The sequence below is a fragment of the candidate division WOR-3 bacterium genome (genome assembly GCA_011052815.1).
Taxonomy (GTDB): domain Bacteria; phylum Hydrothermota; class Tepidihabitantia; order SM23-42; family SM23-42; genus DRIG01.
Genome location: DRIG01000032.1, coordinates 1 through 13,781, shown reverse-complemented (window position 1 = coordinate 13,781; position 13,781 = coordinate 1). Strand labels below are relative to the sequence as shown.

Annotated in this window: 14 protein-coding genes; all 14 read left to right on the top strand. The window is 45.9% G+C overall.

Going from position 1 to position 13,781, the window contains the following annotated elements:
• Positions 1-38: 38 nt before the first annotated feature.
• The 14 genes from ENI34_02995 (at position 39) to ENI34_02930 (ending at position 13,779) form a co-directional block, all read left to right on the top strand.
• Positions 39-1,052: a DUF362 domain-containing protein gene (locus tag ENI34_02995; GenBank protein ID HEC78092.1), complete on the top strand. Its 1,014-nt coding sequence runs from the start codon at positions 39-41 to the stop codon at positions 1,050-1,052.
• Positions 1,033-2,163: a GAF domain-containing protein gene (locus tag ENI34_02990; protein HEC78091.1), complete on the top strand. Its 1,131-nt coding sequence runs from the start codon at positions 1,033-1,035 to the stop codon at positions 2,161-2,163. Before ENI34_02995 ends, ENI34_02990 begins: the two co-directional genes overlap by 20 nt.
• 2 nt (positions 2,164-2,165) lie before the next feature.
• On the top strand, positions 2,166-3,845 hold the full coding sequence (locus ENI34_02985) for an adenylate/guanylate cyclase domain-containing protein (GenBank protein HEC78090.1): 1,680 nt from the start codon (positions 2,166-2,168) through the stop codon (positions 3,843-3,845).
• Between the two features lie 56 nt (positions 3,846-3,901).
• Positions 3,902-4,576, top strand: coding sequence for a hypothetical protein (locus ENI34_02980; protein HEC78089.1), 675 nt, complete (start codon positions 3,902-3,904; stop codon positions 4,574-4,576).
• Positions 4,573-5,724: a hypothetical protein gene (locus ENI34_02975; protein HEC78088.1), complete on the top strand. Its 1,152-nt coding sequence runs from the start codon at positions 4,573-4,575 to the stop codon at positions 5,722-5,724. The genes ENI34_02980 and ENI34_02975 overlap by 4 nt, the downstream gene beginning before the upstream one ends.
• Positions 5,725-5,731: 7 nt before the next feature.
• Complete coding sequence (locus ENI34_02970) at positions 5,732-6,715, top strand: GGDEF domain-containing protein (GenBank protein ID HEC78087.1); 984 nt, start codon at positions 5,732-5,734, stop codon at positions 6,713-6,715.
• Positions 6,681-7,691 (top strand): serine/threonine protein kinase, encoded by a 1,011-nt coding sequence (locus ENI34_02965; GenBank protein ID HEC78086.1) that lies wholly within the window; start codon positions 6,681-6,683, stop codon positions 7,689-7,691. The genes ENI34_02970 and ENI34_02965 overlap by 35 nt, the downstream gene beginning before the upstream one ends.
• Before the next feature lie 82 nt (positions 7,692-7,773).
• Positions 7,774-8,247, top strand: coding sequence for a cyclic nucleotide-binding domain-containing protein (locus ENI34_02960; protein ID HEC78085.1), 474 nt, complete (start codon positions 7,774-7,776; stop codon positions 8,245-8,247).
• 21 nt (positions 8,248-8,268) lie between these two features.
• Positions 8,269-9,165, top strand: coding sequence for a histone deacetylase (locus ENI34_02955; protein ID HEC78084.1), 897 nt, complete (start codon positions 8,269-8,271; stop codon positions 9,163-9,165).
• 69 nt (positions 9,166-9,234) lie between these two features.
• Positions 9,235-9,807, top strand: coding sequence for a SagB/ThcOx family dehydrogenase (locus tag ENI34_02950; GenBank protein HEC78083.1), 573 nt, complete (start codon positions 9,235-9,237; stop codon positions 9,805-9,807).
• A 21-nt stretch (positions 9,808-9,828) separates the two neighbouring features.
• On the top strand, positions 9,829-10,392 hold the full coding sequence (locus ENI34_02945) for a cysteine hydrolase (protein HEC78082.1): 564 nt from the start codon (positions 9,829-9,831) through the stop codon (positions 10,390-10,392).
• 93 nt (positions 10,393-10,485) lie between these two features.
• Entirely contained in the window at positions 10,486-11,913 is a 1,428-nt protein-coding gene (gene lysS / locus ENI34_02940) for a lysine--tRNA ligase (protein ID HEC78081.1), read from the top strand.
• Positions 11,910-13,109, top strand: a complete 1,200-nt coding sequence (locus ENI34_02935) for an FtsX-like permease family protein (GenBank protein ID HEC78080.1) — start codon at positions 11,910-11,912, stop codon at positions 13,107-13,109. Before lysS ends, ENI34_02935 begins: the two co-directional genes overlap by 4 nt.
• Positions 13,102-13,779, top strand: coding sequence for an ABC transporter ATP-binding protein (locus tag ENI34_02930; protein ID HEC78079.1), 678 nt, complete (start codon positions 13,102-13,104; stop codon positions 13,777-13,779). Before ENI34_02935 ends, ENI34_02930 begins: the two co-directional genes overlap by 8 nt.
• Positions 13,780-13,781 lie beyond the last annotated feature (2 nt).

Genomic DNA, 13,781 nt, shown 5'->3' with positions numbered 1-13,781 from the left:
TTCAGTCTTAAAAGGAATCAACAAACCGGGTCTTAAAGATGTCAGAGGTCTATTTTCTGGATTTAAGGAAGAGATATAAAGACGGCATTGATAAGTTGTTCGACCGATTCATAGAAGATACCGGAGGGCTTCGGATCATAGACAAAGACTCTGTTTGTGCCGTAAAACTCCATGTCGGAGAAGAGGGCAATTTCAACTTCGTCAGTCCTCTTTATATCAGGCGGCTCTGCCGCCTGATCCGTGAAAAGGGCGGTGAGCCGATTTTGACGGATACAACGACACTCTATGCCGGCCGCAGACATCGCGCCGATTTACATATGCAACTCGCCCTGGAACACGGTTTTGATTTCGCCCCTTTTATTGTGGCGGACGGACTTCACGGCGATGAATATATAGAGATAAACGGTTCCAGGATCGCCCGCCTCTTTGAACGCATTGATACGATAATCTGCGTTTCCCATTTCAAAGGGCATCTCAACTGCGGTTTCGGCGGTGCCCTGAAAAATCTCGGTATGGGTTGTGCCGCAAAGGGTGGTAAACTTATGATGCATTCACGTTCAAAGCCGAGAATCGAGATGAAGAAATGTTCCTACTGCTTGAGATGCTACAACTACTGTATCTACAAAGCGATAATAAAAAAGAATGATAAGATTTTAGAGATCGATCATCAATTGTGTTCCGGGTGCGGCGGATGTATGTCGATCTGTCCGGAAAGGGCGATCGTCTTTTCCTGGGACGCCGCCTCTACAGATATCCAGAAAGGTATTGCAAAATACGCCGCCGACCTCATAAAAGGCAGAAAACTTTTTTACATCAACTTTTTGATCAATATTTCACCCAACTGTGATTGTTTTCATACCAATGAGCCGATGATCGCTCCTGATGTCGGAATTCTGGCGTCCTTTGACCCGGTCAGCTTGGACCAGGCATGTTATGATTTTGTGAAGGAGCCGATAGATAAATTACATCCTGAGGTCGACGCCCAGGAGCAGCTTGTCTTTGCAGAAAAATTCGGTGCAGGAGAACGCAATTATGAAATCAAAAAGCTCTAAAAAAACCGATGAGCCGGTGAAACTTACCAGAAAGATAAAACGGCTTGAAACCCTGATTCATACATCGATGATATTTTCTTCGATTCTGGATATTGACGATCTGCTCAACATCGTACTGCGGAAAGCCGAAGAGGTGATGGACGCCGAGGCATCGTCGGTTTTCAGAATCGATGAAGAGAAGAACGAGCTTTATTTTATCACGGCACGCGGTGAAAAAGGTCAGGAGGCAAAAGAGATCAGGGTGCCGATGGGCAAAGGAATAGTGGGATGGGTGGCGAAACACGGCAAGTCACTCCTCGTGGCTGATGTCAGAAAAGACCCCAGATGGTTCAAGGGAGTCGACAAGAAGACGAAATTCGTGACCCGTTCAATAATCGCGGTTCCTCTTATCGCCAAAGGTAAGATCATCGGTGTCGCTGAAGTGCTCAATAAAAGGGGCAACCGAAAGTTCAACAAGACAGACCTTGAATTATTCGAATCACTCGGCCATCAGATCGCCATCGCTATTGAGAATGCATCCTTATATAAAGAACTGGATGAACTCTTTCTTTCGTCCATCCGTGCGATAGTCGAAGCGGTTGATGCAAAAGACCCTTATACGCGGGGCCATTCGTCGAGGGTCGTCAAGTATTCACTTATAATCGGTGAGGCGTTGAAGCTGGGAAAAGAAGAGCTTAAAAAACTTGAGATTTCCGCAATCCTTCATGACGTCGGAAAGATCGGTATTCCCGACCGTATTCTGGGGAAACCGGGTAAATTGACATTCGAAGAATTCGCTTATATGAAACGCCATCCTGTGCTCGGAAGTTCCATCATCGAGCCGATCGCCGAGTTGAGGGATATAATCCCCAATATCCTGCATCACCACGAACGGTATGACGGTAATGGATATCCTCACGGTCTTAAAGGAAAGAAGATACCATTGTATGCACGGATAATATGTGTGGCTGATTCCTTTGATGCGATCACCACGGATCGTCCTTACCGCAGAAGAAAGAGTTTCAAGACCGCGCTCAATGAGTTGAAGAGGAACAGCGGCACCCAATTCGATGCTCGTCTTGTCAGGGTATTCATCAAAGAATTCAAAGAACACCACAGTCAAAACTTCTGAGCGTGAAAAATAAAATAATCACGGTATTCGCCATTGCGGCGGCGTCGGTGTTTCTGGTCAATCTGCTCTGTCTGTTCAAACCGTTCTGGCTTCCGTTTGAACGCAGAGTATATGACATTAAATACCGGTTGAATATTTCCCATGAAAAGTGTGAAGAGATAGTGGTTGTCGCAATCGACGAGAAGAGCCTTCTTAAACTCGGTCGGTATCAGAACTGGCAGCGGCTCTATTTTGCAAAGGTGATAGATTATCTGAATAATGCCCGGGTCATAGGTCTGGATATCCTGTTTGCAGAACCGGACACCCTGTCTCTGGAACTCCGCCGGTATTTTACAAAACCATCTTATGATTCACTTCTCGAAGCTGCAATCAAAGAGAATGGGCGCGTGGTGCTCGTTTCTTCTTTTGAAAAACCGCCGATATACACGCGATTCAATCGGATAGGGCTCGGCAAGGTCTTTGCCGACGACGACGGTGTCATCCGTCGGGGATTTTCAGAACTTTTCGGTAAACAGACCTTTGCCGCTGAAGTTGCGGCTTTCTTGAATAAGAGGCCTCTCCAGAACGATTTTTTGATCTATTTTCTGGACAGAAGCTCTTTCCGCAGGATCTCTTTTTCTGATGTCTATTTCCGGCGTGTACCACAGGAATTTTTCAATGATAAGATCATACTCATCGGCGGCACTGCTTCTGGATTGTTCGACTACCATGCAGTACCGTTTACCAGAAAACTCGCCGGTGTCCTTGTCCAGGCGAATTTAATAAATAATTTTATCAACAACCTCAAAATAGATGAAATTCCGTATAGTTTTGCCATTATCTTAATATTGATTCTATCAATTATCTTCGCTTTTCTTATCCTGTATCGCCATACTCATATCTATCTCATTACGATTATCGTCATCTACCTGATTTTTATTATTCTGAGTTTTTTCCTCTTCAGTCTTCGCATTGAACTGGGGATTATACGTCCCACATATATTCTGGTCTGCACGGTCGTCATCGCCTTGATCCATCGTTATCGATTTGAAGAGAAAGAGAAGAAGAAGATCAAACAGATTTTTTCACGTTACTATTCACGCGAATTGGTTGAAAAGGTTACTGCGGCGCCGCCGAAGTTAGGAGGGGAAAAGGTCGATTGTACGATTCTTTTTGCCGACATCCGGAATTTCACACCTTATGCCGAGAAGACCGCTCCTGAAGATGTCGGGATGAAGTTGAACAGATTCCTCGATGAGATGGTGAAATCGACATTTGAATATCAGGGCAGGGTCGACAAGTTCATCGGTGATTGTATTATGGCTGTATTCGGTTCTCCGGTCAGGGTGAGAAATCATGCGGTGAATGCCTGTTATGCGGCTCTGGATATGGTGGCAAAAGCCGAGAAACTGGGATTCAGGATCGGTGTCGGAATAAATTCAGGAGAAGTGATCAGCGGTAATTTCGGTTCTCCGATGCGCATGGAGTACACGGTGATCGGAGATGCGGTCAATCTTGCATCCCGACTTGAGGGAGTGACAAAGAAATTTGACTGCAGTATCGTGGTCGGTGCCGCAACCTATAAGATGGTAATGGCGGACCCGGTTCCTGAACTGGAATTCAGGGAACTGGGTGAAGTCAAGGTGAAGGGTAAGGAGGAAACGATTAAGGTCTATTCACTCAGTCGGAGAGGCGCCCATTGAAAGATTTAATAGAGATTATTGACACCCTTCGAATCCTGAATAGACTTTTTTAAACGATGAAGATAGATATTGGAATTTACTACGGTCCGATTGATCTGCTCGTCTATCTTGTTCGGAAAAAAGAGGTTGATATATTCGATATCCCGATCGCCCAGATCGCTGAAGAGTATCTTGATTACATCCGAAAGATAGAAAGGGACGATCTCGAAGACGCCGCTGATTTTCTTCTCATGGCGGCGATCCTGATAAGATTGAAGGTGCGTTCACTCTTGCCGCGTACGCCGGTTGATGAGGAAGAAGTAAAGCCGATAACACTTATGCAGATTGTGGAGGAGTTTAAAAAGTATAAGGAGATAGCAAAGGCGTTCAGTTTGATGGAGGCGGAGACGAGTAAACAGTTTCCAAGGATAAGCAGGGAAGAGCCGCCGCTCGAAGAGGGGGATATCGAAAGTTTGATTCTCGCCTTCCGCAGGTTAAAGCCGCAGGAAGAGAAAAAACTTGTGGTCAAACGCCAGGAAGTACCCATCGAGGTCATTGTTGAAGAGATTAAAAATTTATTGGCGAATGAGGAAAAGATTAATTTCCTCGATTTCTTACGGGAGAAGAACAACGTGACGATTGCGGTCGCATATTTCTTCGGAATGCTGGAGCTCGTTAAATCGGGTTATGCCCGGGTGGAACAACAGGAAGTCTTCGGCGATATTTATATTACACGACGTCAGGAGTTATGAGTATTATCTTATATCTCTTTTTCTTCTGTGTCCCTGAAGATTCGAATTGTCAGTATCTGCTCGATAAACAGCTGGCGCATTATTTCCCGGAGTGGGAAGCGAGGTTCGATTCACTTACTTTTGGCTTCCGCACTTCACAGGGATGTCTTGATTTGCTCAACTGGTATATTTCACTTGATACGAAACTGGAGGCGGAGCTCACCGATTGGTTCGGCTTGCGCTACAGAAATGAATATCTTGCTGATTATGGTTCTCATATTTCAAATCACAGGTTTGAACCTTATTTCCGTCTGTGGAGAAATTTCAAATTTCTCTTCACCATTACAACCCATTATTACAAAGGTGAAGATGAGGTCGGCACAGGCGTTTTCTTCGGCGGAGATTATTTGAACTTTTTTGAACTCTTTGTCATTGCCGAGGATTTTGACCGGAACTTTTCACTGAAGAATCATCCTGCCGGTGCCGAGAAGATAATTTATAAACAACATCCGATTAAAGTGAAGATGAATCTCAACAGATACTGGAGTTCCGGCCATCTTTCTTTGAAACTCGATCTGTCGAACAGGTACCGTCTTGAATCCACTGAACCCGACAGTATTCAGCCGCCATCTTATCGTGAGAAGGGATTGCACAGGAATTTCTATACAAGGGTGTGGCAGGATATCGGCAGACTGCGTCTCGGATTTATCTTCAATCTGCAATACCTTGAAACAGATATTCAGGACACGATGCGGGTTTTCAGCAGTGATATTTTCGAGATGATAACCGAGACCATGGTCGGTTTAAGACTCAATGACAGGTGGCGTCCGTATTTATATCTGACGTATAATCACAAGAACGCAGGCGAGTCGGTTTATCACCTTTCGGCGGTTCCGGACAGTCTTTTTGATTATCAGAGAAAGATCTATGCATATCTTGTCGACCTTGAATACCATCCCGGTGGCCGATTCGTGTGGCATTTCGGCACTCAGCGTCAGTTCTATTTTAATAACCAGCCCAGGGAATTCGCCGAACGGAGGATTAATGTCGGTTTTGAATACCGTTATAAAAGAATCTGGTTCTATTTCGTTGAGGCGATGGAAGGCGACTTTCCGACCCCTAAATGGCTGCACAACCATACTTATCTGCAGCTGATGTTGAGTTTTTGAGAAGATTATGAATGAGTATTTTCTGTTGCTTGTTGACAACGGCGTTGTCGTAAAGAAGTTTTCTGTCGGCAAAAAGGGTCGATATTTGATCGGCCGCAGTGACGACGTCGACCTCGTTATCAGCAGTAAAGATGTTTCCCGACATCACGCCGCTCTTGAATACGACGGTAAGAGATTTATCATTGAAGATCTCAACAGCACCAATGGTACCTTTGTCAACGGCGTCAGGATCAAGAAGGAATTTCTGAACCTGCATGATGAGGTGACGATTGGAGATTATTTGTTGCTCCTTGATGACGGTACTGCTAAACTGCCTTATCCTGAAGCGACCGAGCTCGGCAGAAAAGGAGAAGAAACAGTGCTTCTCGAGAACAAATTTATCTCCCTGCGCCGTAAGATAAAAGACAGCGAATTAAAAGAAGAGTTCAAAAAGATAGAGAGCGTGGTCAAGAAGAGCAGAAAACGGCTGTCAGTACTCGCCCACGAAGACAGACTCACCGGTTTATACAATCGACAATACTTTGACAAAATGTCAAAAAAGGAATTTACCGAAGCGAAGCGGAACGGCCGTTCCCTTTCGGTACTATTTATCGACATCGACCATTTTAAAAAGATAAATGATACTTACGGCCACAGTGTCGGCGACGATGCCTTAAAAGTGGTCGCCCAGTTGATAAAGAGTTCCTGCAGAAAGAGTGATTTGGTGGCTCGCTACGGCGGGGAAGAGATCGTGGTGATTCTACCGAACACCGTCTCTGCTGATGCGTTCAAGGTGGGCAGGGACATCAATCGGATAATCGCCGAGCAGACCGGAAAGATTCTGGGGATTAAGATAACCGTGAGCATCGGGACAGCGACGTTTCCTGCAGACGGCGGCGGTCTAAAAAAGATTCTGGAGTGTGCTGATAAAGCCCTTTATCAGGCGAAGAGGGCGGGGAGAAACAGAGTCGTTAAATATGAAGAAAGAAGTCAGGTTCATCGGGAACTATAAGGTTCTTGACATCATCGGTAAAGGCGGTATGGCTAAAATCTATACGGCGATCCATATTCCGCTTAATCGAGTCGTGGTGATTAAAGAGATGGGCAGGAATGAATCGAGGCGGAGATTCAAACAGGAAGCCCTTATTTCCGCAAACCTGGATCACAAAAACATCGTCGCCGTGTATGACTACTTTAATTTCGGCAATTCCTGCTATCTGGTTATGCAATATATCGACGGAATGAATCTCGCCGAGATCATTGAGTGCGAAGCACCCCTGCATCCAGTCACTGCAGCGGTGATTGCACGTGAGGTCTGTCAGGCGATTGAACACGCCCACAAGAACGGCGTGATTCACCGTGATATAAAACCGACCAATATTCTCATATCCCGGCAGGGAGAGGTGAAGATCACTGATTTCGGTGTTGCCCGTGGTGAAGATATGCCGCATCTCACTTCGACCGGAACGGTCATTGGAACTCCGTTCTATATGTCGCCGGAACAGGCGGTGGGCAAGAAGTTGACGCATCAATCTGATATCTATTCGATCGGTATTGTTCTCTATGAGATGGTGACGGGTAAAAAACCTTTCACCGGTGAAAATTCCCACGCCATCACTGCAAAGATAATCAGAGGTAAATATTCTTCTCCGTTCTGGCATGATCCCCATCACAGCTTAAGGCTTTCACGTATAATCCGCAGGGCGATGAGTAAAAACCTCAATCGGCGGTATAAAAGCGCAGCACAGATGAGCAAAGACCTGCGGCGTTTCATCGGTTGGAAAAAGGCGGCGCAGGTCGAGGAGGACCTTGCGGGTTTGTTGAAGAGCATAGAGCAGAGTCGGCATGCCACGACGATCGTGAGAAAGCCGAAGGTGAAAAAGAAAAAAAGACGCAGAAAAAAGAATAAGTCGCTCTATATTTCGATTCTGCTTATTGTGATATTGATATTCCTGCTCTATTATCTCTTCAAAATCATCACCTCTTAACACCCTCCGCCCTTAACCCTTTGCTCTATGCCCTTCGCTCTTAACCCGTTGACATTTTGATTTTCATCGTTAAAATAATATTATGATTGATAAGGAACAGTTACAAAAGACAGGTCTGTTCGGTGAACTCAAAGAAATGGAATGGGAAGAGTTACTTAAGATTGTAAAAGAGAAGGAGTTTGTCGAGGGTGATATAGTATTTTCCGAGGGTGATGTATCGACCGAATTTTATATGCTCTTTAAGGGAGAGGTTGAGATTCAGATAAAGATTGCACCGCAACTCGGTGAATCGACCGTCTACATCGTCCGTCCGTATGATGTCTTCGGCGAATTTGCGTTTGTCGATCCGAAATCCCGTTCCGCGACTGCACGCTGTACAAAAAATTCGACACTCGGCATCATCCACCGTGAGGATTTCAAGGAACTTGTAGAGAGATTTCCGCGTGTCGGGTTGAATTTCTATCATTCACTGGTCCGCCTGCTCTGCGAAAGACTCAGAAGAATGAACACCTATATGCGCGATACATTTGTCCGCTGTGCCGGTCTTGAGATATAGTCTGCAATCCGTTTCAAGATAATGGACTTTGTCTTTTCTTGGGATTACCGCGTTGACATCGGTGTCCATGTTTTCCGGACCGAAAAATACGGGTTAATCCATGATAAATTGAAGGAAGAAGGGATAATCACGGAATCCAATCTCTTTGAACCAGAGATGCCCGACAGGGATGATCTTCTCAAAATCGTTTCTGAAGAGTATCTTGATGACCTGTTGAATATCCGTCTCACCGCCCGTACATTTCCTTCTGAGATGCCGGTGAACAAAGCGATTATCGAGGCGCAGCGGTTGTGCTGCGGCGGGTCTTTTCTGGCTGCGCAGCGCGCTCGAAAAGGCGGTGCCTGTTACCATATCGGCGGTGGATTCCACCATGCATTCTATGACCACGCCGAAGGATTCTGTTATTTCAATGATGTCGTCTTCGCCGCGGTCAAAATGCTCGAGCAGGGGATCGGACGGATCGCCGTAATCGACTGTGATCTACATCAGGGCAACGGCACGGCAAGGTTTTTCCAGGATGAAAAGAGGGTGTTTACTTTTTCCATACATCAGGAGTATTTGTACCCCAAAAAAGAACGTTCAGATCTGGATATCGGCCTCGACATGGGAGTCGGCGACGATGAATATTTATCAGAGCTCAATCGAGGATTGGATGCGCTCTATGAGAATTTTATGCCTGAGCTTATAATCTATCTTGCCGGCGCCGACCCTTATGTCTTTGATCAACTCGGTAATCTGCGTCTCACTATCGACGGCCTGAAAAAGAGGGACGAGACGGTCGTGAGGCGTGCATTTGATAAAAAGATTCCTCTTGCAGTGGTACTGGGCGGAGGTTATGCTGAAATGCTGGATGATACCGTTGAAATACACTGTAACACCGCACGGGTTATCCATGAACAAGAGAAGAAAGATAATTGAACTGAAGAGGAGATTGATTAGATGTTTTCCCTTTTTGCTGTTTTTATTATTATGCAAGGACAGGACAATATGATAAGACTGCCTGAACCGAAGTTCACGAACAAATCGATTGAAGAGTGCATAAGAACAAGAAGGTCAATCAGGGATTTCAAGGATAAGGAGATTCCCCTGGCGGTGATTTCCAATATTCTCTGGGCGGCACAGGGAATCACTGATGAAGAGAATGGATTTCGTGCGGCGCCTTCGGCGGGTGCAACCTATCCTCTCGAGATTTTTTATGCAACCAAGGATGGATTTTTTCGTTATATCCCCGAGAGTCATGGTGTAACGAAAGAACAGGATGGTGATCTGCGTAAAGCAATCGCCCATGCCGCCTTGGAACAAAATTTCATCGCTGAAGCCGGGATGGTGATCGTCATTGCGGCGATCTTTGGACGTACAACCGGACGATACGGTGAGCGCGGCATCCGCTATGTCTATAACGAGGTCGGCCATTGCGCCCAGAATATTCATCTCGAGGCGGTGGCAGCGGGTCTGGGTTCGGTCCCGATCGGAGCATTCGATGATCTCGAGCTCAAGGGAATACTCGCTTTTGTTGAAGAAGATCCTCTTTATATAATTCCCGTAGGTTATCCCCGGTGAGTTGAGGAAACGCGAGGCCGCATGGCAGGTAGAGGATTTCAGTTAAACAAGGACGATTGTGCGTTGCTGGTTATTGATATGCAGCGTTATTTTTGCGATGAAAAGAGTGATTCCTGTGTACCCGGCATAAAAAAAGTAATCACCAATATCCGTCGATTGATCAAGTGTTTTAAAGAGAGAAACCGACCGATCATCTTCACACGCCATATTGATTCCAGGCGGAAGAACAATCTGATGCTCAAATGGTGGCGGGAGAATATAACCGAAGACAACCCGATGAGTGTCATCATCGATGTTCTGGATACAAAAGCCGGTAGAATCATCATTAAAGAGCAGTACGATGCGTTTTTATATACGGAACTGGAGCGGATTCTCAGAACAGCAGGGGTGGGACAGGTTGTGATATCCGGGGTACTCACCAACCTTTGTTGTGAGACCACGGCGCGCAGCGCCTTTATGAGGGGATTTGAAGTCTATTTTTGCATCGATGCAACAGCCACTTACACCAGGGAGATGCATAAAGCGACGTTGTTGAATCTGGGATACGGCTTCGCCACCCTCCTGACGACCGACGACATCCTGTGAACCATAGCCGAAGTTCGTAATTCATACCCTTATTTGTATTTACGGTTCCATCATTTTTATTGACTTTTATGGTTTTTAGGATATTATTCACTTATGGAAGAAAGATTGAACAAGCTCGCAAAGATAAGAGAACAGGGAATTAATCCATATCCCTATAAATTCGACAGAACGCATACCTTTACAGAGGTGAAAGATAATTTTGACGCGCTCAGCAAATCAGAAGAGATTGTTAAATCATGCGGCAGGATTATTTCGGTAAGAGGCCATGGAAAGACCGCTTTCGCGACGCTCAGCGATGAGTGTAATACCCTTCAGATATATTTACGAAAAGATATTCTCAAAGAGAAATTCGATCTCTTCAAATTTATCGATATCGGTGATTTCATCGGTGTATCCGGCAAGGTCTTCAGGACAAAGACCGATGAGATAACCATCCTCGTTGAGGATTTCGTTATTCTCTGCAAGGCACTTCGGCCTCTGCCTGAAAAATGGCACGGCCTTAAAGATGTTGAACTTCGATATCGAAAACGGTATCTTGATCTTATCGCCAACCCCGGGGTGCGGGAGGTCTTTAAGAACCGTGCACGGCTCATCTCCCATATCAGGGATTTCCTGGATAGGAAAGGTTTTGTTGAAGCAGAGACTCCGATCCTGCAGCCGATATACGGTGGAGGAGCGGCAACACCGTTTACGACGTATTATGACGCCCTGGAGCAGAATATGTATCTGAGGATTGCCGATGAGCTGTATTTGAAAAGGCTCCTTGTCGGCGGCTTTGAAAAGGTCTATGAAGTCTGTCGCGATTTCCGCAATGAGGGACTCGATCGTTTTCATAATCCTGAGTTCACGATGATTGAGATCTATCAGGCGTATACGGACTACGAGGGGATTATGGAACTTGTCGAATCACTTTTTGAATTCCTGCTGGATGGTCTCATCGGTTCGCGCAGGATAAAGTTCATTGAACAGGAGGTCGATTTCAAACGGCCTTTTGCAAGACTCAAATACGTCGACGCCCTCAACAAAAGGCTTAATTTCGATATTCTCTCCGCCGATGACAGGCTTATCGATGATGCGTGTAAAGACCATGGTATTGATTTCAAAAAGCTGTCAAAGGGCGCCAAGATAGACAAGCTCTTCAGTGAACTCGTCCAGAAACGGATTATTGAACCGACTTTTGTAATCGACTATCCCAAGATAATATCACCGCTTGCAAAGGTCCACAGAGAGAACGAGCATCTTGTAGAAAGATTCGAGCTTGTTATTTGCGGAATAGAATTGGCTAATGCCTTTTCAGAGTTGAACGACCCGCTGGAACAGCGCAGGAGATTCGAGGCGCAACTCGCCGCAAAAGAAGAAGGGCTGAGTGAAATTGACGAAGATTTTCTCCAGGCACTGGAGTACGGAATGCCTCCCACCGGCGGTCTCGGTATCGGAATCGACCGATTATGTATGGTGCTCTTCAATCAACCGTCGATCCGTGATGTGATATTGTTTCCGCAGCTGCGCAGGGAAAGATGAATACCGAGTTATTCATAGCCCGGCGTTATCTTCGTTCGAAGAGCGGCGTTTTTTTCTCTCTATCCACAGTGATTGCGATCGGAGGGATTTTCGTCGGTGTGGCGGCGCTCCTGATCGCCCTGTCCATGCTCAACGGTTTCCAGAACGAATTGAGACGGAGAATCCTCGGCGGTGCTCCCCATATTCTCGTCCGTCGCTACTTCAATGAGCCTATCGAAGATCATACTCTGTTGCTTGAAAAACTTTCAAAATTTTCTTTTATAAAAGCGGCTGCACCTGTTGTTTATCAAAAGACCATTGTAAGGCATAAGAAACGGATGGATGGTGTGGTGATAAAGGGTGTGAATCAGGAGATCGAAAAGAGGATTACGCAGATCAACCACAAGATGATCGACGGTGTTTTCGACCTTAAGGACGGTTGTGTTATAGGTGTGGAACTCGCCCACAATTTAGCCGCTGCAGTGGGGGACACCCTGATCATCGCTTCTCCTTTCGGTGAACATTTCGGCATGCTGCCCAGGGCGAGGAAGATCGTGCTCAGGGGGGTTTTCGACTTCGGATATTATGACTACAATATGCTCTTTGTTTTTATGGATATAAAGGACGTCCAGGATTTTTTCGAGATGGGTAATTCAGTGAGCGGTATTGAGTTGAGTGTCGATGATGTTTACAAGACCCCTCGATATTCCGGAATCATTGAGGATGAACTGGGCTATCCTTACCGTGCCCAGGACTGGATAGAGTCCAATCATTCTGTATTTGCGGCGCTTAAACTGGAGAAGATTGTTACCTTCATCGTCCTGGCGCTCATTATCCTCGTCGCCGCATTCAATATCGTCGGGACACTCGTGAATATGGTCAAGAAGAAGACCAAGGAGATAGGTATTCTCCGTTCATTCGGGTTCACCCGTCCCGGTATAATGAGGCTCTTTATTTATCACGGTACAATGATCGGCGTAATGGGAACGGTGCTCGGTGTGATCTTCGCTTTTGCGGCTTGTTTCTTTCTTGGAAAATATCGGTTCATAAATCTTCCCGGTGATGTATACTTCATCGAAACCCTGCCGGTTGAAATGTCTTTGACTGATTTTATTATGACCGCAGGGGCGGCGCTTGTCACCAGTTTTCTTGCTACAATATATCCGGCGATAAGGGCGACGCGGTTGACGACGGTGGAGGCTTTACGTAATGAGTAATATCCTTGAACTTTCCGACATAAAGAAGACCTACTATCTGAAACACGAAACAATCGAAGTATTGAAGGGGATCGACCTGAAGGTTGAAGCAGGCAGTTTCGTCGGTATTTTCGGACCGTCGGGGAGCGGCAAATCGACGCTTCTTAACATAATCGGAAGCCTCGACCGACCTACAGGAGGCAGAATCATCTTTGATAATCTGGACTTGTCGCTTTGCAGTGACAGGGAACTTTCCGGAATAAGGAATAAGAAGATCGGGTTTGTGTTCCAGTTTCATCATCTCCTTGCTGAATTCACATGTCTGGAGAATATCGCCCTGCCGGGATTGATCAACGGTGTTTCTCCGAAGGTCGTTTACAGTAAGGCTATGGCGCTGCTCGAGAAGTTCGGTATGGCTGACAAGAAAGGCCGTTTGCCTGAGCAACTCTCCGGCGGTGAAAAACAGCGGGTCGCGATCGCACGCGCCCTTATCAATGATCCTTTGATAATTCTCGCTGACGAACCCACGGGTAATCTCGACGATGAGAACACTGATAAACTGCTTGAAGTGTTTCGTGGTCTAAAGAATGAGGGGCGGACGATAATCCTGGTTACTCATTCTTTGGCTATTGAAAAAATAGGTACAGATGTGTATAATCTGAAAGAAGGAAGGTTATATGCTATGCGATGATT

Coding starts and splice junctions, on each gene's coding strand:
- ENI34_02930 (HEC78079.1), top strand. CDS start 13,102: ATGAGTAATATCCTTGAACTTTCCGACATAAAGAAGACCTACTATCTG.
- ENI34_02995 (HEC78092.1), top strand. CDS start 39: ATGTCAGAGGTCTATTTTCTGGATTTAAGGAAGAGATATAAAGACGGC.
- ENI34_02965 (HEC78086.1), top strand. CDS start 6,681: ATGAAGAAAGAAGTCAGGTTCATCGGGAACTATAAGGTTCTTGACATC.
- ENI34_02955 (HEC78084.1), top strand. CDS start 8,269: ATGGACTTTGTCTTTTCTTGGGATTACCGCGTTGACATCGGTGTCCAT.
- ENI34_02975 (HEC78088.1), top strand. CDS start 4,573: ATGAGTATTATCTTATATCTCTTTTTCTTCTGTGTCCCTGAAGATTCG.
- ENI34_02950 (HEC78083.1), top strand. CDS start 9,235: ATGATAAGACTGCCTGAACCGAAGTTCACGAACAAATCGATTGAAGAG.
- ENI34_02935 (HEC78080.1), top strand. CDS start 11,910: ATGAATACCGAGTTATTCATAGCCCGGCGTTATCTTCGTTCGAAGAGC.
- ENI34_02970 (HEC78087.1), top strand. CDS start 5,732: ATGAATGAGTATTTTCTGTTGCTTGTTGACAACGGCGTTGTCGTAAAG.
- lysS (HEC78081.1), top strand. CDS start 10,486: ATGGAAGAAAGATTGAACAAGCTCGCAAAGATAAGAGAACAGGGAATT.
- ENI34_02960 (HEC78085.1), top strand. CDS start 7,774: ATGATTGATAAGGAACAGTTACAAAAGACAGGTCTGTTCGGTGAACTC.
- ENI34_02990 (HEC78091.1), top strand. CDS start 1,033: ATGAAATCAAAAAGCTCTAAAAAAACCGATGAGCCGGTGAAACTTACC.
- ENI34_02980 (HEC78089.1), top strand. CDS start 3,902: ATGAAGATAGATATTGGAATTTACTACGGTCCGATTGATCTGCTCGTC.
- ENI34_02945 (HEC78082.1), top strand. CDS start 9,829: ATGGCAGGTAGAGGATTTCAGTTAAACAAGGACGATTGTGCGTTGCTG.